The organism is Oceanospirillum multiglobuliferum (assembly GCF_900167095.1).
GTDB classification, from domain to species: domain Bacteria; phylum Pseudomonadota; class Gammaproteobacteria; order Pseudomonadales; family Halomonadaceae; genus Oceanospirillum; species Oceanospirillum multiglobuliferum.
Map to the genome: position 1 here is coordinate 1 of NZ_FUXG01000005.1, position 24,506 is coordinate 24,506.

Genomic DNA, 24,506 nt, shown 5'->3' on the forward strand with positions numbered 1-24,506 from the left:
GTACAAGTCTAAAGCGCAAGGTAAGCATCTGGTTAAAATCGACCAGTGGTTTGCCAGCTCCAAGACCTGTTCTTGCTGTGGACACAAGGTAGACACCCTGCCGTTGTCGGTTCGCATCTGGGCATGCCCGGCTTGTTCGGTAGAGCTAGATCGCGACATCAACGCCGCGATCAATATCCGCCAGCAGGGTGTTATCAAACTAAAGGCCGAAGGACTGTCGGTTCCTGCCAATGGAGGCTTGCGTAAATCCGGCCACGCGCCGGTTGCTGCCTGAGAAGTTGGAAGCCTCGCCCGAAAGGGCGGGGAGCAGTCACAGTGCCCAACACCAAGGACTCTTGCTCATATGTCGCAGCTTCTTCTGCATATAAAGAACCTGCCTTAGGGCTAATATGAAGTGTTAGAGGTTGATCACCTAAGCTAATGATTGATTTGAGCACTTTATTTTGGGCTGTAGTGCGATCATCTTGAGTTGGCTCAGAGTCATAGGCAGCGCGGTCAGGAAGTCTATTATCAAAAACTCTAACACGGATAGGATGGTTGGTTTCCTCTAACACCGCTTGCACTAGACGAGTTAATGAAAAGCCAATTGTCACCCAGCCTTTGAATTGCCCATCGGTTTCTGCCATTAATGAAATATCAGGATGCCAGCTGTCTTCATAAACAGGTATCAGCAATAGATAGTCGAGAGAATGTGCATCTGTTGGTAACAGCGAGATTGGGTGAGTTAATGTCATAAGCCCTGTTTGACGACTTAAGAGAGCAGCTTGTCGACGGTGTTTCTCAACTGCAATATCAAACCCACGCACTCGAGCTGAAATCTCCTCAGGTGCAAAATAGAGCTCGACCATATACTCTTCTCTTACGCCATCAGGAAAAATCTTGAACTTAGGAAACATTACTTCGCGCTTTTCTAAATAAGATTCAAGCTGGTAGTCAAATACACTTTCAGTATAAGTTAAGCCAATAATACCTAAGGATTCGTAATTCAGACTCAGCGAATTGACATAAGCACTCCATTGCGAAGGCTGTAGATCAGCATTGCCAAGCACTAGACCACGTGTAGAGCGCAGTAATTGCGGAAAGGGTTTGATTTTTTCTTGTAACAAACCTGAGGCTTGATCTGCAATGTTTCTAAAAGCTTCAGCAGACCTGTTGTTATTTTGCTCTGCCACTTGGGCGCTATAATAAAAGCTCGCATAGAGTAACAATGCAAAGGTAATGAGAGTAAATAAAATATTAAGCCCTTTATTGGCACCAACAAAAAACTTATCGTCCATAACTACCCCAAACTCATAACCGATACATCGTAATAAAGTATATTTTTTATTCTGTATCAATCATAACATTTAGGCAAAAAAAAAGCCCACTTCAAGGGTGGGCTTTTGAGTAAATAGCTTCAAGTTAGCTAGCGACCGCCTCAGCAGCATCAGCTTTCAAAACATCTACAATTTTCTTTGCGGCATAGCTACCTGGTGCAGCTTCAATCACTTTCAGCTTACCTTTGCCAGGCTCACGTGCAGCAACCATCGCTTTTGGATCTGCGTACTGATTGCTAGTGACCCAATCTTGCCAGTTTGGCCACCAAGAACCTTCATGCTTCTCAGCACCAGCAAACCATGCATCTGGTGTTTCTGCCAGCGTATCATTTGTCCAGAAGCCATATTTTTTCTTATCAGGTGGGTTAACAACACCTGCAATATGACCAGAGCCTGCCAATACAAACTTCACAGGGCCTGAGTGTGCTTGTGCGCCTTTATAAGTCGCAGTCCACTTAGCAATGTGATCTTGAATGGTTGAAACAAAGTATACTGGTGTTTCAATCTTGGTCAGGTCAATCGGCGTACCATTTAGGCTAATACCGCCCGGCTTGATTAGATTGTTTTCTAAGTACATGTTGCGTAGATAGAACTTATGCATTGCTGCTGGCATGTTCGTGCTATCTGTATTCCAGTACAGCAAATCAAACGCTGTTGGACGCTCACCTTTCAGATAATTATTGATGAAGAACGACCAGAATAGATCATTTTCACGCAACAGGTTGAAGCTGAAAGACATCGCACGACCATCTAGATAGCCATCACGATCTAGCTGCTTTTCAATACCTTTCAAAGACGATTCGTTGATGAATACACCAATTTCGCCCGGATCAGTAAAGTCTTGCAGAGTTGCCATATAGGTTGCAGACTTAACACGCTTGTCATTGTTAGCAGCCATATAAGCCAGAGTCGACGCTGTTAACGTACCGCCAATGCAGTAAGAGATCAGGTTAACTTCTTTCTCGCCAGTCGCTTGCTCAATAGCATCAATCGCTGCTAGAGGGCCTTCAAGCATATAGTTTTCAAAGCTTTTATCGCGTAGCTTCGGACCAGGATTTACCCAAGAGATAATAAATACAGTATGGCCTTGCTCAACTAACCACTTAACTAAAGAGTTACCTGGACGCAGGTCCAAAATGTAATATTTATTGATCCAAGGCGGCACAATCAACAGCGGTGTTTTAAACGCTTTTTCTGTTGATGGTTTATACTGAATCAGCTGCATCAGATCATTCTGATAAACAACTTCACCTGGTGTAGTTGCAACGTTAACACCCATAGTGAAAGCACGCGCATCAGTCATTGAAACATTCAAACCATCACGGCTTGATTTCAAATCTTCAACCAATTGCTCCATACCTTGAATCAAGTTACGGCCTTTGGTCTCAATTGTACGGCGCAATACTTCAGGGTTCGTTGCAACAAAGTTACTTGGACTCATCGCATTGATGTACTGGCGCGCATAAAAGTCAACGGTTTGACGTGAATGATCACTTAAACCTTCAACGTTGTGCACCATATTAAACATGCTGCGTGAAAACAGCAGATAGGACTGTTTAATAAAATCAAACAGTGAATTTTCTACCCACTCGGCATCTGTAAAGCGACGATCATCTCGTGCAGGCTCAATAACCGGATCAACGGTTTCACCTAAGAGTTGACGTGTAGCGTTCTGCCATAATTGAATCTGACTCTTCCATAGGTTCATCTGTTCTTCATAAACGACCATTGGATTAACGGCTATTTGTTCAGCCATTTTTTGAAAGGATTCAGAAACATCAGAAAAAATTGATAGGGAAGGATCACTCATTCCACTTTGGCGAGACATTAGCTGCTCAATCAATTTTTGATATTGATTGTTAGCTTTGCCAACAATATCAGCTAACTCAGCTGGATCGTAGAAAAAATTATTACCGTCTTTGGTCTGTTCACTCATGAGCGTACCTCACTCTTGGCCAAAGGCCGCGGGCTTCCTTGGTGTCTTCCGACAGGCATCGAACAGTTAAAATAAAAGAAGGCTGCCATCATAGCAACCTTCTATATCAAGCTCAGGTCAAATTAAGACGCTGCGCCTGTAGTAGAACGAGTTGAGCGCTTTTCAGCTGTCTTAGCTTCAGGCTCAGCTGTTGTCGCAGCAGTCACGCTAGCGCGAGACTCTTCAACAATTTTTTCGATCTCTTGTTTGAATTCCATGGTCATGTCAGCCATGCTTTTCGCATCTTCTAATACTTTTTTGCTCAGAGTACTCATCAACTCAGTTTGAGCTGCAGTGAAGTCACGTACAGATTCTGCATCTTTAACTTCTGCTGCGTTTTTCAGCTGGTTAACACCCATTTTGCTGTAAGACTTCAGTGCTTCAATTTGAAACTCAGTCATCTTTTCCATGTTCTCAACCATCAGCGCATTTAGTTTACGCATCGGTGCATACATGTTTTTAGTCTGCTCAGAAAATGCATTCATAATTTTGTCTTGCATGGCGTTATTCCCTATTTTGATTCTGATATTTAGATTATGGACTGTTGTGATTCTACATTGAGCCTAGTGTCAATATGATTACACTCTTAGGCAAACCTAACTTTGTATCAGTTTTGATTGAAGCTGATAATAAAGTCGAGATTTATTAAATACTTAGCTCTCAAATGGCGAAGCTCACGTTATGCATCCAGCATAAAAAGTGCGAACCCCTTTTCCTTGTCGCTTCCCTATCTTAATTCAGCATTCCATTTTAAAATTTATGTTACTTTTCATAACATGAAAATACTATCCGTTACCCAACATTGTTACTTTTGTTGGGTATAACTATTCAGCATTTGCATCATCATTTTTTGATAGGTTTCAACTGAGTCAAAACCTTGGCTTACAAAGGGTTTCATAAGTGACAAAGGATCATATCCTTCAACACCTGCTTCCATTTGCTGTTGAATTCTAGACATCACTTCTTCTTGAAATTTCTGTACATCAGGCAAACCCATCGCCTTACGAAATTCTTCAGGTGTCATATCAACTTCAATGTTCACTTTCATTGAAAGCTCCTTGCCTGATTAGGCACTGCTAGTGTGTGTAAATGTAACGTGTTACCGTACTATGTTGCAACTGCACAATGAAATCTTTTGCGACTAATATTGACTATTCAGTCATAACTTGCAAGCCACGCCCCACGTGATACTTGTAGAGAGACTAAAATAACAACAGCTCCAGCAAACGCCGCTAATGCGGCAAAATAAAAGCTTAACTCTGCCCCCCAATTTTGCCACATCCAGCCACTTAACCAAGCGCCCAAAGCACCACCAACACCAAAGCCAATACTGCTATAAACAGCCTGACCTTGACCTGCATGCCGGTCTGGAAACATCTGTCTAACTATGGCAATAGACGCCGCATGAAAACTGCCAAAAGTCGCTGCGTGTAACACTTGTAATAAAAGTATAACCCATAATGACTCTGGACTAGCACCCATAAAAAACCAGCGTACAGCAGCCACAAACAAACTGAACCATAAAATAGTGGTTGCATTAAATATCTTTAACAGTCGATGCATCTGCCAAAACAATATAATTTCAGCTAATACACCTAAAGACCAAAGCAATCCTATTGATGTTCTGGTATAGCCATATTCTTCTAAAAATATCGAATAGAAAGTGTAATAGGGGGCATGTGACAACTGCATTAAAATCACTGCAAATAAAAAACAGATGACAGGTGCTCGAAATAAATACTTTAAGAATTTATCGTTTTTAATTTTTTTCTCACTCAAACAATTTCTTTTTATTTCAGTGAGATAGTAGGTGCTCAACCCCATTCCCAACATGATAAACAAAATTGCAGTAGGCAGTATTTGTACAGATAAAAAGTCCAGCACCCAACCTAGCCCAGCCACTGCCACAATAAATCCGACGGAGCCCCAGAGCCGGATTTTGCTGTAGCTATCCTCACGCCCCTTAATCGCTCTCAAAGTAATGACCTCGTACTGCGGCAATATGGCATTCCAAAAGAAGCTATAAGCCAGCATCACCGCCGCCATAGACCAAAAACCCTGCTGCCAATAGACCCCAATGAAAAACAGAGGGGTTAAAGCTGCACCCAACTGCATAACTTTCAAATGGCGGCCGGTTTTATCCGCAAGATAGCCCCAAATATTAGGTGCAATCAGTTTGGTGGCAATAAATATGGCCATCAAACTACCAATATCTTGGGCATCAAAACCTTCATCTTGCAAAAAAAGCCCCCAGTAAGGATTGGTAGCCCCTAATACGGCAAAGTAGAAAAAGTAAACGGAGGAGAGCTGCCAATAGGACACGAAGATTCACACTTAAGGTTCAAATGATTAACTATCAGATATAAAAAACCCCACAACAAAGGAGGTTGTGGGGTTAGCGTCTAGAGCTTTACTTTAAGCTTGTGCTGGGATGATAGGTGTAGGTTGCACAACATCACCACACTGAGCACGATGACGCAGATAGTGATCCATTAAGGTAATCGCCATCATTGCTTCGGCAATAGGCGTTGCTCGAATACCAACACAAGGGTCATGCCGACCTTCTGTAACTACGTCAACAGCTTCACCTTCTAAGTTCACACTTCGACCTGATAAACGTAGGCTTGAGGTTGGTTTAAGTGCGATATGCGCCACAATGTCTTGTCCGCTGGAGATACCACCTAAAATACCACCGGCATGATTTGATAAGAAACCTTCAGGGGTAATTTCATCTCGGTGTTCAGTACCCTTTTGCTCAATACAGCCAAAACCTGCACCTATTTCAACACCTTTAACCGCATTGATACTCATCAGGGCGTGTGCAAGCTCTGCGTCTAAACGATCAAAAATAGGCTCGCCTAAGCCTACAGGAACATGCTTTGCCACTACCGTAATTTTTGCACCAATTGAGTTGCCCTCTTTGCGTAGGGCGTCCATATAGCTTTCCATTTCTGGCACTTTATCAACATCGGGGCAGAAGAACGGGTTTTGCTCGACCTGATCCCAGTCAACTTTATCAATTTTGATTGGGCCTAGTTGTGACAAGTACCCACGCACCTCAATGCCTAGATGCGTTTGTAGATATTTCTTAGCAATAGCACCTGCGGCGACACGCATTGCGGTTTCACGGGCAGATGAGCGGCCACCACCACGATAATCTCGAAAGCCGTACTTCTGGTTATAGGTATAGTCTGCATGGGCTGGACGATACTGCTGAGCAATATTGGAGTAGTCTTTTGAGCGCTGATCGGTATTTTCAATCAGTAAGCCGATTGCTGTACCTGTTGTTTTACCCTCAAATACACCTGACAAGATTTTCACTTGATCTGGCTCTCGACGCTGAGTGGTATGTCTTGATGTACCGGGCTTGCGGCGGTCTAAGTCAAGCTGTAGGTCAGCTTCAGTCAACGATAAACCCGGCGGGCAACCGTCAACAATAGCACCTAATGCAAGGCCATGACTCTCACCAAAAGTGGTGACCGTGAATAATTTACCAAATGTGTTGCCTGACATAAGTTCTCTCTTGCTGATACAGCGACATTAATGCCGCTGTATTTTTATTATGATAATCAAGCCATAGGTGTTGCAGCCACCTGTGCTAGGCTTTGAAAAGATGTTCAAACTCTTTGAGCTGGTCGCGCGTTAGCATGAAGACGCCTTGTCCGCCCTGCTCAAACTCCAGCCATAGAAAAGGCACTTCAGGATAGGATTCTTGTAGCGCAAACTCACTATTACCCACCTCACAGATTAGTACGCCATTTGGGCTTAAATAATCTGCGGCCTGAGCCAAAATACGACGCGTAATATCTAAACCGTCATCACCTGAACCTAAACCTAATGCAGGTTCATGGCTAAACTCATCAGGCATAGAGTCTAAGTCTTCCTGATCAACATACGGAGGATTAGATAGAATTAGATCATATTGTGTTTTGGGCAGGTCATTAAACAGATCTGATTGATAAACCTTAATCTGATCGTCAAGGTAATGACGCTCAACATTACTTCTCGCTACATTGAGCGCATCTTCAGAAATATCGGCTAAGTCTACTCGGGCGTATGGAAAAGCATAGGCAGTGGCAATACCAATACAACCACTTCCTGTACAAAGGTCTAGTACGTGAGTCGGCTCTTCAAGTAGCCAAGGTTCAAACTGATTTTGAATCATCTCACTCAAAGGTGAACGCGGCACCAAAACCCGATGGTCAACATTAAAAGGCAAGCCTGCAAACCAAGCCTCTCCTAAAAGATAGGCAAGTGGCACTCGGTCAAGGCAACGCTTTTCAACATAACTGAGAATAACAATGGCCTCATCATGGGTGATACGGGCATCTAGCATGCTAGGCTCGAAATCCCAAGGCAGATGCAGACTACCCAGCACTAGGTGCACAGCCTCATCCCAAGCGTTGTCTGTGCCGTGTCCATAAAACAGCTTGTGATGGTTAAACTGTGAATAAGTCCAACGGATATAGTCTTTAATGGTGAACAGCTGGCTGGCAACTTCAGCCAATGCTTTACTCTGCGGCACGATGAGCACTCCCAAATACCTGATATGGCAACAGTTTACCTTAGCTGCTCTTTGCTATAAACCAGACTTGCGAACTGAATCTCTTCTGGTATGGTGGCGACAGTTTGAATTAAGGGCAGCACCATGAGTGATGATAGGCTATTTGATAACGAAAACCTTGATGACGAGGATCTTTTTCGTTCTGCAATGTCGGGTATTAAGCCGATCAAATCTGATCGAGTTTTATTAAAACCCAGTAAAAAAGATATCAACCTGCAAGTAAAACGAGCAATGGCAACAAGTGCAGATGAGAAGTTTGTAGTCGATAACTTGTCAGAGGGCAATATGCCAGATATCAAGCCAAGCGACATTATCCATTTCAAAGTGCCAGATCTCCCTCTAAGAGCCTATCAAACTTTGAAAAAGGGTGAAATACCTTGGCAAGAAGGCTTGGATCTACACGGTAAGATAGTAGAAGAGGCACGCGGTGAGCTATACGCTTTTATTCAGGATGTGAGAGCAAAACGCTATCGCTCAGTTATTGTGGTACATGGTAAATCTTGGATAGAGGGAAGCGGTAGAGCCGAACTCAAATCATTTGTTAATGTATGGCTAAGACAGATGCCTGAAGTGCTCGCATTTCACTCATGCTTACCCGTCGACGGTGGCACAGGTGCGGTTTACGTGTTGCTAAAAACAAAGGATTAAGAGCCAACTCTAGGTTAAAGAAAAGCAGTATCGTCAATGCAAAAAAAAGCGGCTCAATAGTCTGAGCCGCAAAATAATAGAGAGATCTGTCAAAAACTTGATGGTGGTTTCGCGCTTGCAATGCACCTGATATTTTAAATATTGTGATGCTTTGATGACTTTCAAGGCTTCTACCGTATTTTTTGTCGAACTAACTCTAAACGACCACCATACACCACCGAGTCTTTAGTAGGCGCGAGCGCCCCCAAGCCCTTAGCTTGAGCCTTGCCTGCTGTTAAACCCATAGCATTTAACTGCTGTAACAAGCCTTGTGCGGCTTGCTCAGAAAGAGCTTGCAAGGCTTGATCGCTACCCTTCCCATAGTGATGGGCAACCAGCCAATATTGATATTGATCTTGATTCAGCTGACTGACTAGTAACCTAAGCTTTTCAGCATCTAAGTCTTCATAGCGCCCATGGGGCGTAACAGGCAAGCTGATCCAGCCGTATTGATTAAGCTGCTGATAAAGATCTGTCTCCATGGCATCTGATAGTGCCGAGCTGGGCAGGGCAGAGGTTTTGAACTGATAGGTTTCAGTATGCACGTAGATACGCCCTGTACCACGTTCTGTGATATAGACGATGACATACTCACTGTTATCACCTTGTTGACGCTGAGCGACAATATAGTGTTGTTTACGATCAACGCCATATAGCGTCGACAATTTAAATACTTTATTGGCCCAATCAATACTGCTGCCACAGTCTCGACTACTGCACTCAAATACAATTTCCTCACCAGATTGTTGGATCTGAGAGCGGTAATGCTGAAAAATCTTATTGGTATCTTTAGAAGATTCAACGCGATAGGTTGCTTTTTCGAGCATCCCCTTAGGTAGCTGTAACCAATGCTCTGGCGCTGAAACTCCACTCTTATTTTGGATTCGACCCACAGCGACTAAGTATTGAGGTTGCTCGCTTTGCTGGCTATTTTCAAGCCGAGATAGCGGGAAAGGCTCTAACCAATTATTTGCGTAAACGCCAGCTGTGTTCGTCAGTAGTACCAGTATAAACAGCGCTTTAAGTGGTTTGCTGAATAGCTTTTGAACGTAACTCAAAATAATTTTATCCATAATAGTTGCGAATAGATCAACATTAGCAGACGTTGGCCGTGGTAAAAAATTGCTCATCAGGTGCAGTCCTTTTCGGCTTCATGACGCTTTTCATGACGCTTAGTGCGTTATCAGTTGTTACAACAGCATTGGACAGTTTCTTATAATAATAATTCGAGTTCAGTTTATAAGTTACTCGCATTTTAAACCTTTAGCCTGCCAAAACGTAATTAAAGCCTCTGCAACAACCGCTGCTGTATCAGGCTCTAAATGAAAGTGATGGTTTCCGGCCAACACCTGATGGCTCAAATTTGCAACTAAAGCCGAACGAGTAGCGGTATTGTCTCGATCAGTTAAAAATCCTGCTTCTGCTGTTAATAGACATGTTGGAGCTTGAATTTGTTCACAAAAAGCTTCAACTTGTGCCTCAGTAAAGCGTACAGGCGAGGGGATCTTTAAGCGTGGATCAGCACTCCAGTTCCAGTGTGTATCCGATTGGCGTAGTCCTCGCTCTGTTAGAGACAGAGCCGCAGCATAGCTGATTTTGGCGAAGCCATTACAGCGAGCCATCACCGCAGACTCAAACTCATCATAGTCGGTGGCTTTTTTGTAAGGCAGTAATTGATAGGCACTGGTTGATTGAGCCAATTGCTTAGGTGTTGCCTCTACCTCTGTCACAATGGGGCCTATGCCTTCCAGCAAAGCCAAGCGTGATACTTTGTCAGGCATAGCACCTGCCATTAGCGTGGCAATCCCTGCCCCCATTGAGTGCCCCAAAAGATCAACACGTTCCCAGCCCTGAGCAGCCATCAGCAGATTGATATCTATCACATTGTCCCAAATATGATAAAAACTACCCTCAGGGCGATGGCTCGACAAGCCGTGCCCCACTAGGTCTATCGCCCATATGTCAAGACCACAGCGATCGGCTAATATTGGCGCTATTCGGCAAAAGCTAGCACTGTTATCCAGCCAACCATGTAGTGCTAAAACAGGAGGTTGATGCTCAGTGCTATGCTCTTTCCCCCAGCGCAAGCCTGATAAGGTCATATGTTCGAGTTTAATCTCAAATGGGATTGGGTCCTGCATCAGCAAGCCTCATTCAGTGATCTTTGAATTGCTTTATCATGGCCTGAATCTGGCTGGCTGTCGACTCTGGATATTGCAATGGAAAAAGATGGTCACCTTTGTGGGTGTGACAGATGAAGCCCGCATTCTGAAACCCTTTAAGCCCAGACGGTGGAACTACAGACCCTGTAGCACTGGTTAACACTGCGACGGGTACTTTAATTTTACGTCCGGTATTAGATAAGTTATCTGCGAGATGGCAGAAAATGTCATATTCAACCTGAGGTTTAAAGTTCAAAACACGCTGGCCACTTATTTCATCGCTGGCCGCTGCAATATAGTCGTCTAAACAGCGATCATCAAACTGTGCAAATAAACCACGGCTGCGTAAATACTCTTTCATGGCATGAGTTGAGGGCCATTGTTGTTTTCGAGCACGGCTTTGACGAGCAGGCGTAACACGATCAATACGGCCAAAATATTTGGCTAACTTAAGCATGTAAGGGCGCAAACCGCTAATATAGAGCGGTGGGTCAAGTAAAACCAACCCTTTGAAATAGGCTGGTGACTTTAATGCTGCACGGTATAGCAACACCCCTCCCAAAGAGTGGCCAACCCCCCAAACAGGCTCAGTATTACTGCTAATCTGAGCCAACTGCTCATCAACCAAAGCATCCCAGTTTTCTCCTACTGGCCAGCGTAAGTTATGCCCAATATGAGAAACTCCTTGGATCAGAAATTGTGACTCAAGCTGGGCAAGCAGCGTCTTATAGCTCCCCATTGGAAAGCCATTGGCATGGGCAAAGTGGATGGTCGACATAACAGCTCCGAGCAAACAGTTGTTTGAATATTAAGCTATTGCACTATAACTCAAACAATCTGAACAGACTTACTCGATAGATTAATTAATCAATGGCGCGAGAAACTTGAGTCAATATCAGAGTAAGAGTAGAGTCCGCCCTCACAGTTTCCCCTCTTTGTGACCCTAGTCAGGGCATAACGCCATTTTGGAGCCTTTTATGAGTCCGTCAGCCCCAACTGATCCTAATAGAAATGATAAAAGCAACCGTCCAAGCCGCAGTCCTGAACAGAAAAGAAAACGTAACTTATCGTTTTTTATCACTGTATTGGCAGCTGTACTCTATGCCATTTGGTCAATGAGTAATGGCCAATAATGGAGGCTTTTTTTCTAGCCCTGTCGACAACTCTACAGGTTACTGCCCCTGTTTTTTTAATTGTCTTTTTGGGCGTACTATTTAAATACTGGCGATGGCTAGACGATCACTTTGTTAAGACTGCCTCGACCCTCGTTTTCCGCGTCACGTTGCCCACTCTGGTTTTTCTGAATATTAGCAAAACCAACTTACGCGAAAATTTAGACCCAGATGTTTTGTATTATGCCTCTGGCGTTACTCTGCTAAGTTTTATCTTTTTACTTTGGTTAGCCAAACAGTTAATTGCGGCAAAAGCTGATAGAGGAGTGTTTATTCAGGGTAGTTTTCGAGGTAATCAGGGCATTATAGGTATGGCCTTGGTTGCCAATCAGTTTGGTGAATCAGGTATGCCCTTAGCCTCAATTCTTTTAGGCTGCTTAATCATTATTTATAATATTTTATCGGTTATTGCCCTGAATATGTCTATGCCTGATAGAGCGATCGCAGGCTGGCGCGCGATTGTGAAAGACATTATCAAAAACCCTTTAATTCTAGCGGTTGTCGCGGCGATCCCTGTTTCGTTACTAGGCTTGCAGCTCCCCACCGCGCTGCTAAAAACAGGTCAGTATTTCTCGGGTCTAACTCTGCCTTTGGCACTACTTTGTATTGGTGCATCCTTAAGCCTGAAAGCGCTACGAGAGTCTTCTATTGCCGCATGGGGGGCTACTTGGATGAAACTTCTTATTCTGCCTATTTTGATGAGCGCTGGTGCTTGGGCTATGGGCTGGACAGGGCAAACATTAGGTATTCTATTTATCTACTTTGCCAGCCCAACCGCAGCCGGTAGCTTTGTAATGGTAAAGGCAATGGGAGGTAACGATAAGTTAGCAGCCAACATTGTGGCACTGACAACGGTTGGCTCAACTTTAACAATTACCGCAGGGGTATTTTTACTGCACTGGCTGCAATTGGTTTGAATTATTTTAAACCTGAAAAAATGGGGCTACTAATTAAAGCTGCCCCATTTTGATAGTTAAAATAAAACTATTCGTCTCCTGCCACACGCTGCTGCAAAAATTCGCCAATCTCTTTTAATGCTTCGTCAGATTGTAGCAAATAGCGGTGTAGCATTTGCCAGACATGTGGCATCTGGCTCCACTTACTTAAGTGAGTGATAACGCCCGCTTTTTCTAAGCGATCAGCTAGTCTTGTTGCATCATTGAGTAATAGTTCTTGCCTGCTTACCTGGATTAAGGATGGTGGCATTCCTTCCAGCTCACCAAACAGTGGCGATACCCCAGGATGGTCTAAAGGCTTTTGGCCTGCATACACCCGTGCAAAGCTCTGCATTTGGGCTTTATTCAGTATCATATCTGTTGCGGTATTAGTATCCAAGCTGGGTGAGCTACAAGTTAAGTCAACCCAAGGCGATAGGTAAACCGCTGCGGCAGGCAAAGGGGAGTTGCTGGCTTTTAAGCGCTGCAAGAGAGCCAAGGTTAAACCGCCTCCAGCAGAGTCCCCAGCGATGGCGATTTGACTTGGCGGCACACCAATATCCAGTAACCAGCGATAAGCTGCTTCTGCATCATTTAAGCCACTAGGATAAGGCCCTTCTGGTGCCAAATGGTAGTCAATGATCAATACTCGAGCATTGGCACGTAAAGCGATCTGCGCGGCTAGCTCTCGATGAGTTTCAATAGAACCTAAAACATAACCACCACCATGCAGGTAAACAACATAGCGACGCGGTGCATCCTGACGCCAAGACAGTAATTCTGCTTTCACGCCATTGGCATTCTGCTCACTGATAATCAAACCATGAGGCCGCTGAGGCTTTGTCATCGAACGCTCAAACTGATCACGCACCATTCGACAATACTGATTCAGCCCTTGTCGATGCAGTGTATTAAAAGCTTGTTGAAACGGTTCAAAAAAAATCAAAATTTTAGTCCAAGTCTACGACATGAGTGAGTGAAACTAATCGGGCTAAACCTTTAGCCCACACATCAGCTTCTAAAATCGCAATAGAAGCAGTATCCATTGGGTAGGCAGCAGACTCTACGCCGTCTACCAACAAGCTGATCAATCGACTGACAAGTGGTTGATGGCTGACCAGCATTAAGCAAGCATCAGACTGTAAAGCTAGCCAACTTAACACAGGCTCTGGAGCATCATCTGGCGTAATAAATGCCAATGTTTGCCCGTCCTGCTCACCTAACCCTTGAGAGATTAATTCAAGGGTTTGCTGAGCGCGAAGATAAGGGCTTGCATAAGCGATACTACCTATCAGTTCGTCCTTCATAGCTTGGGTAATGCGCTGAACCTGCTGACGGCCATTTGCTGTCAATGCACGTTCGGGATCTGTTGCAGCAACACCTGCTTCACCATGGCGTACGATAATCAGTTTCATAGTCACTTCTTAGAGTTCGTTTGGTTAGTGTTGATCTGAATCTGTTGGCTTTGGTTGGTAAGGATCAACATCTGGAGCATCACCTTCAGGCCAAGGGCTGAAAGGGAAGGGTTTTTGTTCTGAGTTAAAAGTTAAGTAACGATAGACTTGATAAGTAAAAAGACTCAGATTGGCCCCTGCTTGACGTAAAAACAAGTTCTGCTCGCCAGAAAGCGCAACAAAGATAACTTGTAATAACACCGATATAGCGATCAACAGCTCAGCTATTTGATAGGCAACGGCAAATAGCAGCATAAAAATAATTCTTAGCCAAAAGCCTTCTGTTTTAATGCCTGCGGTTTTCTTCTCTTGTTCACTCATAGCTATCCCTTAATATGCTTGATGTTTGGATAATTTGATTAACGGGGTAAAACAAACTCAACATCGGTACTTTGCTCGCCTGTCATTAAACCATGAATGACCTTACTGACAGGCAGATTATTAAACAGTACTTCATAAAGGCCGCAAGCTAGAGGCATATAAACCCCCATTTCTAAAGCTTTATTGCGTACCAAACGAATGGTATTAACCCCTTCCGCCACTTGTCCCAGTTGCTCTACCGCATGATCAAGGCTTTGTCCTTCACCTAAAGCATAACCCACTCTAAAGTTACGACTTAAAGGTGACATGCAGGTGACAATTAGGTCTCCAACACCTGACAATCCTAAAAAAGTCATAGGGTTAGCTCCCATTGCAACGGCAAAACGACTCATCTCAGCAAGACTGCGAGTGATCAGCATGCTTTTTGTGTTTTCACCCACCCCTAATGCCGAGGCCATACCAGCAGCAATTGCATAAATATTTTTTAATGCCCCTCCTAGTTCAACACCAAAAAGATCATTGCTAGCATAAACACGGAAATAGCTACAGCTTAAAACTTGCTGAATGGTTGAGCGAGTATAGGCATCATCACTCGCAACAACTGTTGCGGTTAGCTGCTTTTGAGCAATCTCTTTCGCTAAATTTGGCCCACTGAGTACGCCTATATGTTGGCTTGGTGTATGAGCTCTAAGGATCTCAGACATCAGTAAGAAACCATCTTCCTGTATGCCTTTAGCAGTACTAACCATAACTTGGTCAGGGCGGAGATAAGCCTCAGCTTGATCAACTACAGCTGCGAAAGCTTTGCTAGGTATCGCAACGAAAATAATATCTGCACTCGATACCGCTGCAACAACATCTGTTGTGGCTTGTACATTCTCGTTGATTACATAGTCTGGGAGGTAGCGGTTATTACACCGATACAGATTGATATGATCAGCCAACGCTTGATCACGCATCCACTGCTGTACGGGATAGCCGTTGTCCGCGGCAATACTAGCCAAGGCGGTGCCGAAACTACCGCCGCCTAAAACTGTGACAGCATATTTTTTTGTCATAACGCACTTACTGTGATTAAAAGAGGCTGTAAATAACACCCCCTCTTTAAGACCTATTATTTAAACCTAAACTGCTTTTGGCACTTGGTTAATCAGTTTTTGGTTTACCTTAATCATCTGTAACAATTCATCAACATAAGCTTGCCCACGCTGAGAGTAACGAGTCAGCGTTTTTGCCAGCAATTGAGCCGTTACTGGCTGATGATGCTTTTCTGCTTGAGCTCTTTGAGCACGCAAGTTTTTATACGCCCAAAAAGTATTCAGATTATGTAAGTAAGCGCGAACACTTAATTGAGGAGAGCTAAACTTTGCCACTTCATAGCGTTTACCTTCAGGGCGGCCTTTAGGTATAACACCGCAACCTTTGCTAAAACACCATTGACCAAAAAGGTTGTTAGCTTCTTGAGCAAATCTTGAGCGCCCCCATGCGGATTCATTGGCCGCCTGCACTAAAACCAGTTCAACTGGAATGGTATTAACGCGATTAAGTAGCGTAGCATAAATCTCCTTTACAGGTTTTTCTGTCTCGACCTCATACTGTAGCGCAATACGTTGCAGTTTTTTTTGATCTGCTGTCGACAGCTTATTCAAATTCAAAGCGCTTAACCACTTGCGTTGCTGTGCAATGTACTGGTTTTCAGCTTGAATAATCGGCTTCAATAAAGCAAAAAAGCGCGCTTTCTTCTCTTTTGAGGTGCCTTTTTCTAGCATTAATTTTAAGTCAACTTTCTGAACCTTTGGTGCACTTATCAGCTGTTCTTTGTCACTGGCCTGAGCTATGTCTGTCGCAGTAAAAAACAGTATTAAGATAAGTACTGTACTCATAATCCGCTGCATATATGATATTCCTTTAGGTGAGCATAGAAACAATATTTAGAGCACGAAAAAAAAACGACATAAGCAAAGTTATGTCGTTTCTTTTTTGTTTTGGTATGGCTTGCACTAAACCACCTGAATATGCCAAGGCTCGTAGCGCACACCAAACTTATTATCGTTGGTATATCGAATAGAGATATAGCCTAGATCTTGTAGCTTTTTATAAACGTCCGTCTCAGCAAAGTCAGAAGTGAAGTTTTGGTAACCAAAGCCCACTTTGCCAACGTCAAAATCACCAATGGCATGATACGAATATCCAGGAGGCGCCAAAGAGCGAGAAGCTTTAGACATATTACCTTCAGCTTGTACAACCTTGGACAAGTAAAGATACATCTGTTTAACGGTACTTCTAACACCCGAGGTTAAAACAATGTCTTCCCCAACATCTCGACGCAATGTTTCGTAAAGCTGTATTGACTTGCCTTTGAATAAATAGTTACCTGTTTTTGGTACTTTCAGCAAATCTTTGCTCGCAACACGATCTGTTAGGCCATTCATCACTTTTTCGCCATAAAAACCATAGCGTTTGGCGTCGGAGAAAAACAGCTGTTCAAGGTATTCCATTTCAACCTTACTGAATTCACCAACCTGCGAAAAATTGCGACCGTACTTGATCATCTGATCAAAACTAATCAGATTGAAGTTGCCATGACCAATAGTGCGCTGAACCTTATTCATACGCGCTAGGGTTTGGCTAATCAGTTTGAACTCAGCTGCATCAACAAAGTAGTCATCCTCGAAAACCCCTTCGAAATAACGGATTTTCTGCATATAGTCTTTTACATGAGGATCAGACTTCGCCGCTTCAATTTCAGCCTGTAAGTCAGCCACCTGATTTTCAAGGCGCTGAGGCGCAGACACTTCATGATAATCTGTTGCCGCAGTTTGCTCTTCAACTAGCTCTGCTAGCTTATCAGGCAGTTTGCCTATAGATGCAGGTTCTAATGTTTCGAGATTGGCAGCATCAACAACAGAAGAATTTTCCGCTGAATTGGAAAACAATTGGCGCATCACCGACCCGCTACCTAATGCAACGAATCCGCTGATGGAAAATGCTTTAAGAATATTTCGACGATCCACGTTACGCGTTCCAATACAACCAAATTCAATGAGATGAAGCTTAAACTCTAAGCTTTGACCTGACAACCGTCAACTTATCGCAAATACAATATTAATTAAACAACTTATAAAATGGCATTATAACTTGTACTGTATATTAGCGATAGAATCGTGATATAGCCTCTAACACTTGAAAGCCAATATCAGCAGGCATTTTCTCCTCTGGCAGGCGCTTATTTTCTAGATCAAGCACCTCATGCTGTCCCGAGGGATAGGTTGCAATAATACGATTATCTGTGACCACACCATAATTAAAATAGCTATGTACCAACAGCCAATCACGTTTTGCATTGCTATCAAATAGATTGCTACCTACCGCATAATCAGAAGTTGGGTTTTGGCAGCCCAGTATCTCTTGCAAGATTGTTGGTGCTAAATCAAAGTGACTGGTTTTATAGTTAATTTTCTGCTGACTTTTCCCTGGCCATAAGATAAGCAGCGGCACCTGCGTTTGATAGTGCGTAAAGTTGCTGCCATGGCCCCAAAAGTTCTGCTTTAGGTCATTAAACTCTTCACCATGATCCGAAGTTAGGATAACAACCGTATTATCCAACTCACCTTGAGCTTCTAAACGTGCCAGCATTTCGCCAAGCTTCTGATCTAGAAAGTGCAGTGCATTTTTATAACGATTAAAGTAGGGCACTGGGTCAAAGTCATTATTCAACTTAACATGATCAACTCGACTCCATTGCGGCTTAAACTTGTCATAACCTGTAGGCACATCATAGCTATGTGCAGCGTCCATAAAAAGGAAACCAAAGAAAGGTTTTTCATCGTTCTTCTCTGATAAAAACTGCTCAAACTCTTTGATGACTTGTAAATCTTTACCCGAGGGCGTAGTGCCTTCCGTTGTGACTCGCAGATTAGGTATTGACGCAAAAACGGTTCTATCAAAAGCTGGGCTGACCAAAGTTGCAGAGCCAAAAATTCCCATTTGATACTCCGCAGCTTGCTGTTGCTTTATCCAAACAGCCCCTTCTTGCGCTGCGGCAAAACCATCCCAATAGGTTGCAGGCAGGCCAAAAAACAGCGAGAAAATCCCGCCCTTGGTAACATTGCCACCACTGTGATGGTTCATAAACTGCTGTGCGTTAGGCTTTTCTGTTAAAGCATACAAGTTCGGTGTAACTTCTGGTGTAAAAACATCCGCTCGCATCGCATCAATTCCGATGACCAAGACATTTTTAGGTTTCTCAGGCGTCACGCACTGCATGGGGTTCTGCGGATAACGTAGCGATTGCCCTTTATTGGAAACGCTTAGATCAACTTCTTGTCGAACTTGAGTGGGATCAATCAAGCCATTATCTAATAAGTAAGTTTTGGCTGTTACAGGATAATAGCTAGGAAAGTGTCGTGTAATCCCTGTAACCTCAGCATCATAATGTGCTTCATACCAAATATGCATAACTTGGCTTATTAGTAGCGAAAAAATCCAAATCGAAAAAGCAGTAATACCACACCACCATGATAACTTACGCTTAACCAGCCATACCGCCATAGATAAAGCACCTAAGGCGGCAATGAAAACGCCAACTAAAACGAAAACAATCACCAATATGGTGAACCACGACAGCTGGAACATATCACTGGCCTCAGGCGCAGTGATCAACTCCCACACAAAACCACTTAAATGAAAGCGATATTGGCTGTAAATGGTGGTGTCTACGGCTAATAAAAATAAGCCGCCAAATAACACTATTAAACTGATCGGTAGTAATAGCCAGCGAGAGGGTAAAATAAGCGCTAAAGGCAGCATTCCTATCCAAAAGACTACAGGCAGCAAACCAAAATGGCCTATATAAGCCATAATAAGATAACTAATACTATGTACTTCACTAACCTGAATAAACGGCAGATAGCGGCTGGCAACCAAATAAACAGTGATAGCCCCTACAACAGAAACCCAACCTGAAAAACTTAACCACTGCCAGCGGGTAAAGTTTTTCCCTTGCTGCCACGAATAACTTAAACTGCGTAACAAAGCCAACATATCATCCTACAATAACTGAACAATTAAACAGCCCTTGCTTTCGATCAGGCTCAAAATGGGCTGCACTCTACCATATAAGCCAGACCTACATGAATGGCTTTTCTATATGGCTAACTTATTCTCAGGCACATCAATTGACTAGGAGTTCCCCCATGTTATTAAAAGGTGTTTTATTGGATGCCCTTAGCCTTGGAGACAATATTGATTTCTCTGGTATTAAAAATGCACTAGATCAGTTTGAGTGCTATGAACACACCTCTGCTGAACAGCGTTTAGCCCGTATTCAAGATGCCGATATTGTGTTCAGCAACAAAGTTATCTTAGATCGAGCACTGTTAGAACAGTGCCCAAAATTGAAGTTAATCGTTGTTTTAGCAACCGGCACGAACAATATTGATTTAGCCTATGCAGCTGAGCGCAATATTCCCGTCAAAAATGCAGTGGCTTATGGCACTAACAGTGTAGCGCAACACAGCCTGATGCTGATGCTAATGCTGGCAACACAACAAGTTCGCTATCAAAAATCACTTGATGCCGATCAGTGGCAAAAAAGCCCTTACTTCTGCCTAATGACACACTCTGTTATGGAGCTTGCTGGCAAGCATTTGGTTATTGTGGGCGCAGGCGCACTGGGTAAAAAAGTGGCTCAGCTTGCAGAAGCTTTTGATATGCAAGTCACCTTTAGCGCACGCCCAAACTCAAGCCACACAGAAAATGTTGACAGCCGCCCAAGCTTGGATGAATTACTACCTCATGCCGACTTTTTGTCTTTGCACTGCCCACTTACCGCAGATACTGACAATCTAATTAATGCAGAGCGTCTCGCCAAAGCCAAACCCGGCTTAATGCTAGTAAACTGTGCCCGTGGTGGCATTGTAAATGAAGCGGATGCATTGGCAGCCCTGCATACAGGTCAGTTAGGTGGCCTAGCAACAGATGTATTAACAACAGAGCCTCCGATTAATGGCAACTTACTGCTAAGTGCCCGAACAGAAGACTTGAACTTAATTGTGACGCCGCACAATGCTTGGATCTCTCAAGCCGCCAGACAAAATATTGTTAACCAAGCAGCAGAATCCGTTTTAGCTTATAAAAAGTTAGACTCTACTCTTTAGGAATTAATTTTCGACCATGCGTTTAGATAAAATGATCAGTCACCACACAGGACTTTCCCGCGTTGAAGCCAAACGTGTACTACGCCAAGGCTTAGTAACCGTCGACGAGGTCGTAACCAAAAATGCAGCACTGCATATTAGCTCTGACAATATTGTGTGTTACGACGGCCAGACTTTAGGGGCGGTCAGTAAGCGCTATATCATGCTGAACAAACCTGAAAACACTATCTGCTCAACTATTGATGAAGACTACCCTTCTGTCTTGAACTTGTTAGATCTAAACAATACGCGTGATCTGCATATCGCAGGACGCTTAGACGTGGATACAACAGGATTGGTATTGATCACCGATGATGGGAAATGGTCACATCAGATCACGTCACCTAAAAAGCAGTGCACTAAACGCTATCGTGTTTGGCTAGACGAGCCCTTATGTGATGATGCCGAAGCCCAGCTAACAGCAGGGCTGAAACTGCATGGCGAAAAAGAACTCACCTTACCTGCCACGCTAGAACGCATTAACTCACAAGAAGTGTTGCTCTCTATCTCAGAAGGTAAATATCACCAAGTAAAACGCATGTTTGCAGCGCTGAATAATAAAGTGACAGCACTTCATCGCGAAAAGATTGGTGATATTGAGTTAGATTTAGACCTAAATGAAGGTGATTGGCGCTACTTGACGGAAGCGGAAACTAATAGTGTTTTGAAAATGCTTTAGACTCAATCCGTCATCAGCACCCAACCAAAATATAAGCATTTCTTGATAAAAGCGCCTAAATAGGCGCTTTGCTTACACTAAAGAATTAGTCAAACAATTAATAGCACCCGTATAATAAAGCCCTAGAATACCCAAGGTTTTATTACCCACCTAACAATTAGCTATGGAGGCCAATATGGCACGCGCCGGAAAAGGAATTTCACTACAGTGGTTAGTTGTAGGTGCAATTGTTTGTTCAATGCTGCTGCTCAGTGCTATTTTGGTCAGCCAAAGCTATCAGAGCAATAAACAAGCACTAATCATCGCCACCAGTGAAGCAGCCCAGCAACTCAGTAAAACCATTAATGAAAAGGTTCAGCGATTAACAGGTCCTGCACAAAGCGCACTGCAAATCCTCAGTCACGACCCACTACTACAAGCTCAAACCCTGCCACAGCGTATTGCCCGCCTACCAGTATTAGCCGAAACACTCAACGCTAATGAGATGCTCAGTGCCATCTACGCAGGCTACGACAATGGTGAGTTTTTTCTGATCCGTAAACTCAGCAATCCCCTTGTTCGTAGTAAATATAAAGTGCCTGAAGCTGCAAAGTTCATGCTGCAAAGCATTACAGAGAAAGACGGAAAAATGGTCGGGGAGTGGACATTTTACGACCAACAGCTCCAACTATTAAAAACAGAGATACCAAAAAATTACGACTATGATCCAAGGCGACGTGGCTGGTACATCGACGCCAAAGCAAACAAAAAACAAGTGCTAACAGCACCTTATCTATTTTTCACTACCCGTGAAATTGGCATCACCTTAGCGCAAAAAGCTTATACCGGAACCGCAATTATTGGTATGGATGCTTCGGTGGCGGATCTATCCGCACAGTTAGCCTCTCTAAAAGCTACAGACAGTACAGAGTTAGCAATTATAGACCCGCAACAAAAAGTACTGGCTTACACCCACTCAGATAAAATGATCACACAAGAAGGTGATAGTTACCGCTTGAGTTCTATTGCGCAGCTCAATGTTGATGCACTTACTCAACTAGCACAGAGCCAGATAGCTCAAGGCGAAATCTCACTACTGCATAGTGATAACACAGAGTGGTTCGGTCTATGGATGCCAGTGACTCATTTTGGTGATAACAGCATTCGTATTTTGATTGCTACGCCAGCAGATGAATTATTAGCCGGTGCCAAAGACACCATTTTAAATCAAGCATTGTGGACTGCGGGTATTACCTTTTTAATGCTGATACTCGGCATGCTGGCAGGTTCAAGGATTGGTCGCGCTTTCCACGAACTATCTCATCAAGTCAGTGCTTTATCAGGTTTTGACTTTAGCTCTCAGATAGAAGTACGGTCAGATATCCGCGAGGCAAAAAAGCTAGGCCAAGTAGTGAACAATATGTCGCAAACCATTGGCAGCTTCCAAGCAATTAGCACCATTTTGAATCGAGAAACTGACCTAGAGAAAATGCTAGACGGAGTGTTAACGCACTTAGTTAACGCAACAGGCATGTCACAAGGTGCCGTTTATCTCTATCAGTCAGAAACACAACTGTTTGAGATAGCCAGCCAAACCGAGTTTGAGCACTTCCCATTGATATTGAAAGCCGATACACAAGATGATAAACGCTTAATTCACAGCACATTAAGCTTATTAGAAACACCTGAAAAATGCTTGATCACGCCACTGAAAAAACGTGATCAAGGTCTTGAGGGCTTGTTGATCATGCGTTGGGAGCAAGCGCCAGAAAACAAAAAAGCCCTGCTTGAATTTATCTCTGAGATCTCTGGCTCTGCTGCCGTAGCCATTGAAACCCGTCGCCTAATTAATGGACAGCGAGAACTGATTGAAGGCATCTTGCGCTTATTGGCAGACTCTATTGATGCCAAGTCACCTTACACCAGTGGCCACTGTGACCGTGTGCCGCAGCTGGCAACACTGTTAGTTAATCAGCTTGAGGCTCGCACATCAGGTGTCTACGCTGACTTTAAAATGAGTGATGAAGAGCACGAAGAGTTCCGTATTGCTGCATGGTTACACGACTGTGGCAAAATTCTCAGCCAAGAGCACGTGATTGACAAAGCCACCAAGCTTGAAACCATATACAACCGTATTCACGAAATACGCACCCGTTTTGAAGTGTTATGGCGTGACGCAGAAATTGATTATTGGCAGAAACTGCACGCAGGCGGTGATGGCGAGCAATTAAAAGCAGAGCTAACGCAAACCCAGCAACAGCTACAAGATGACTATCACTTTATTGCCAACAGCAACGTTGGTGGTGAGTCAATGAACCCTGAAAGTATTGCCAGAATTAATACCATTGGCGATCGTCTTTGGCTGCGAAATTTTGATAACCGTATAGGCCTATCACAAGATGAGCTGAACCAACTGGCCAATACTCCAGAGCAACGCTTACCTGCGCGCGAGCGATTACTCTCAGACCGTCCAGAGCATATTGTGCCTTGGCAGGAAGGCCGCAAACCACCCGTACAAAAAGATGATCCGAACAATATTTGGCAGTTTGATATGCCATTACCACAATACTCCTTCAACTTTGGTGAGCGTTATAACTTAAGCGTTCGTTTTGGCACACTCACTGAAGAAGAGCGTTTCAAAATTAACGAACATATTGTGCATACCATTATGATGCTCAGCGCCCTGCCCCTGCCTGATCATCTTAAGCGCGTGCCTATTATTGCGGGTAACCATCATGAGCGCGCAGATGGAAAGGGCTACCCTAGAAAACTGCCTAGCCATCAGATGAGCGTGCAAGAAAAGGTGATGGGTATTGCCGATATATTTGAAGCGCTAACGGCCTCAGATCGCCCTTATAAAAAGCCTAAAACCCTATCACAAGCCTTATCTATTATGGTGCAGATGAGTAAAGGTGGTCATATAGAGGCTAATCTATTTAAAGAGCTATTGGCGGGAGATGGATTTATACAGTATTGCCAGCAGTTCTTACAGCCTGAACAACTCGATCATGTTGACTTTGAGGCGTTGATTCAAAGCCTAGAAACTGAGTCTGCATAAACCGCTA

Annotated in this window: 24 protein-coding genes; 7 read left to right on the plus strand and 17 right to left on the minus strand. The window is 43.7% G+C overall.

Annotation, left to right across the window (positions count from 1 at the left end; all coding sequences use genetic code 11):
• The coding region (locus B5D26_RS04770) for a zinc ribbon domain-containing protein (protein ID WP_143833097.1) at positions 1–274 on the plus strand (274 nt) is incomplete at its 5' end.
• Here the strand turns inward: B5D26_RS04770 and B5D26_RS04775 are convergent.
• The 7 genes from B5D26_RS04775 to prmB all read right to left on the minus strand — a co-directional run bounded on the left by B5D26_RS04775 (position 195) and on the right by prmB (position 7,816).
• A complete protein-coding gene (locus tag B5D26_RS04775; RefSeq protein ID WP_078744573.1) occupies positions 195–1,277 on the minus strand; it encodes a CHASE domain-containing protein in 1,083 nt (360 codons plus the stop codon). The genes B5D26_RS04770 and B5D26_RS04775 overlap by 80 nt on opposite strands.
• A gap of 124 nt (positions 1,278–1,401) precedes the next feature.
• The gene (locus B5D26_RS04780; protein WP_078744574.1) at positions 1,402–3,252 is read right to left on the minus strand and encodes a PHA/PHB synthase family protein; all 1,851 of its coding nucleotides are present in this window, start codon (positions 3,250–3,252) and stop codon (positions 1,402–1,404) included.
• A gap of 122 nt (positions 3,253–3,374) precedes the next feature.
• The gene (locus B5D26_RS04785; RefSeq protein WP_078744575.1) at positions 3,375–3,791 is read right to left on the minus strand and encodes a phasin family protein; all 417 of its coding nucleotides are present in this window, start codon (positions 3,789–3,791) and stop codon (positions 3,375–3,377) included.
• Between the two features lie 305 nt (positions 3,792–4,096).
• Positions 4,097–4,339: a DUF6489 family protein gene (locus B5D26_RS04790; RefSeq protein ID WP_078744578.1), complete on the minus strand. Its 243-nt coding sequence runs from the start codon at positions 4,337–4,339 to the stop codon at positions 4,097–4,099.
• A gap of 107 nt (positions 4,340–4,446) precedes the next feature.
• Positions 4,447–5,613 carry an MFS transporter gene (locus B5D26_RS04795; protein WP_078744580.1) on the minus strand — a complete coding sequence of 389 codons (1,167 nt, stop codon included), beginning with the start codon at positions 5,611–5,613 and terminating at the stop codon, positions 4,447–4,449.
• A 93-nt stretch (positions 5,614–5,706) separates the two neighbouring features.
• Entirely contained in the window at positions 5,707–6,804 is a 1,098-nt protein-coding gene (gene aroC, locus B5D26_RS04800; RefSeq protein WP_078744581.1) for a chorismate synthase, read from the minus strand.
• 85 nt (positions 6,805–6,889) lie between these two features.
• The gene (gene prmB, locus B5D26_RS04805) at positions 6,890–7,816 is read right to left on the minus strand and encodes a 50S ribosomal protein L3 N(5)-glutamine methyltransferase (protein WP_234985186.1); all 927 of its coding nucleotides are present in this window, start codon (positions 7,814–7,816) and stop codon (positions 6,890–6,892) included.
• 123 nt (positions 7,817–7,939) lie between these two features.
• Here prmB and B5D26_RS04810 point away from each other — a divergent pair, with 123 nt between their 5' ends.
• Positions 7,940–8,503, plus strand: coding sequence for a Smr/MutS family protein (locus B5D26_RS04810; RefSeq protein ID WP_078744583.1), 564 nt, complete (start codon positions 7,940–7,942; stop codon positions 8,501–8,503).
• 170 nt (positions 8,504–8,673) lie between these two features.
• Here the strand turns inward: B5D26_RS04810 and B5D26_RS04815 are convergent, their stop codons facing one another.
• The 3 genes from B5D26_RS04815 to B5D26_RS04825 all read right to left on the minus strand — a co-directional run bounded on the left by B5D26_RS04815 (position 8,674) and on the right by B5D26_RS04825 (position 11,482).
• Positions 8,674–9,672, minus strand: coding sequence for a DUF4892 domain-containing protein (locus B5D26_RS04815; RefSeq protein WP_078744584.1), 999 nt, complete (start codon positions 9,670–9,672; stop codon positions 8,674–8,676).
• A 114-nt stretch (positions 9,673–9,786) separates the two neighbouring features.
• Positions 9,787–10,683 (minus strand): alpha/beta fold hydrolase, encoded by an 897-nt coding sequence (locus tag B5D26_RS04820; RefSeq protein ID WP_078744586.1) that lies wholly within the window; start codon positions 10,681–10,683, stop codon positions 9,787–9,789.
• Positions 10,684–10,696: 13 nt separating this feature from the next.
• A complete protein-coding gene (locus B5D26_RS04825) occupies positions 10,697–11,482 on the minus strand; it encodes an alpha/beta fold hydrolase (protein ID WP_078744588.1) in 786 nt (261 codons plus the stop codon).
• A 199-nt stretch (positions 11,483–11,681) separates the two neighbouring features.
• Between B5D26_RS04825 and B5D26_RS16155 the strand changes: the two genes are divergently transcribed.
• Entirely contained in the window at positions 11,682–11,837 is a 156-nt protein-coding gene (locus B5D26_RS16155; protein WP_159445594.1) for a hypothetical protein, read from the plus strand.
• Positions 11,837–12,793: an AEC family transporter gene (locus B5D26_RS04830; RefSeq protein WP_078744590.1), complete on the plus strand. Its 957-nt coding sequence runs from the start codon at positions 11,837–11,839 to the stop codon at positions 12,791–12,793. The genes B5D26_RS16155 and B5D26_RS04830 overlap by 1 nt, the downstream gene beginning before the upstream one ends.
• Before the next feature lie 67 nt (positions 12,794–12,860).
• Here B5D26_RS04830 and B5D26_RS04835 read toward each other — a convergent pair whose 3' ends face one another.
• From B5D26_RS04835 to B5D26_RS04865, 7 genes are all read right to left on the minus strand, one after another.
• Complete coding sequence (locus B5D26_RS04835; RefSeq protein WP_078744592.1) at positions 12,861–13,757, minus strand: alpha/beta hydrolase; 897 nt, start codon at positions 13,755–13,757, stop codon at positions 12,861–12,863.
• Positions 13,758–13,761: 4 nt separating this feature from the next.
• Entirely contained in the window at positions 13,762–14,226 is a 465-nt protein-coding gene (gene sixA, locus B5D26_RS04840; RefSeq protein ID WP_078744594.1) for a phosphohistidine phosphatase SixA, read from the minus strand.
• Between the two features lie 24 nt (positions 14,227–14,250).
• Positions 14,251–14,586 (minus strand): DUF4389 domain-containing protein, encoded by a 336-nt coding sequence (locus tag B5D26_RS04845; RefSeq protein WP_078744596.1) that lies wholly within the window; start codon positions 14,584–14,586, stop codon positions 14,251–14,253.
• A 38-nt stretch (positions 14,587–14,624) separates the two neighbouring features.
• On the minus strand, positions 14,625–15,644 hold the full coding sequence (locus B5D26_RS04850) for an NAD(P)H-dependent glycerol-3-phosphate dehydrogenase (RefSeq protein WP_078744598.1): 1,020 nt from the start codon (positions 15,642–15,644) through the stop codon (positions 14,625–14,627).
• Between the two features lie 66 nt (positions 15,645–15,710).
• Positions 15,711–16,469: a glucosaminidase domain-containing protein gene (locus B5D26_RS04855; RefSeq protein WP_159445595.1), complete on the minus strand. Its 759-nt coding sequence runs from the start codon at positions 16,467–16,469 to the stop codon at positions 15,711–15,713.
• 117 nt (positions 16,470–16,586) lie between these two features.
• Positions 16,587–17,600, minus strand: coding sequence for a D-alanyl-D-alanine carboxypeptidase family protein (locus B5D26_RS04860; protein WP_139776609.1), 1,014 nt, complete (start codon positions 17,598–17,600; stop codon positions 16,587–16,589).
• A 136-nt stretch (positions 17,601–17,736) separates the two neighbouring features.
• Positions 17,737–19,629, minus strand: coding sequence for a DUF3413 domain-containing protein (locus tag B5D26_RS04865; protein WP_078744603.1), 1,893 nt, complete (start codon positions 19,627–19,629; stop codon positions 17,737–17,739).
• A 152-nt stretch (positions 19,630–19,781) separates the two neighbouring features.
• Here B5D26_RS04865 and B5D26_RS04870 point away from each other — a divergent pair, with 152 nt between their 5' ends.
• The 3 genes from B5D26_RS04870 (at position 19,782) to B5D26_RS16355 (ending at position 24,499) form a co-directional block, all read left to right on the plus strand.
• On the plus strand, positions 19,782–20,744 hold the full coding sequence (locus B5D26_RS04870; protein WP_078744605.1) for a D-2-hydroxyacid dehydrogenase: 963 nt from the start codon (positions 19,782–19,784) through the stop codon (positions 20,742–20,744).
• 16 nt (positions 20,745–20,760) lie between these two features.
• The gene (rsuA, locus tag B5D26_RS04875) at positions 20,761–21,462 is read left to right on the plus strand and encodes a 16S rRNA pseudouridine(516) synthase RsuA (RefSeq protein WP_078744606.1); all 702 of its coding nucleotides are present in this window, start codon (positions 20,761–20,763) and stop codon (positions 21,460–21,462) included.
• A 175-nt stretch (positions 21,463–21,637) separates the two neighbouring features.
• Complete coding sequence (locus B5D26_RS16355; RefSeq protein WP_078744608.1) at positions 21,638–24,499, plus strand: HD domain-containing phosphohydrolase; 2,862 nt, start codon at positions 21,638–21,640, stop codon at positions 24,497–24,499.
• Positions 24,500–24,506 lie beyond the last annotated feature (7 nt).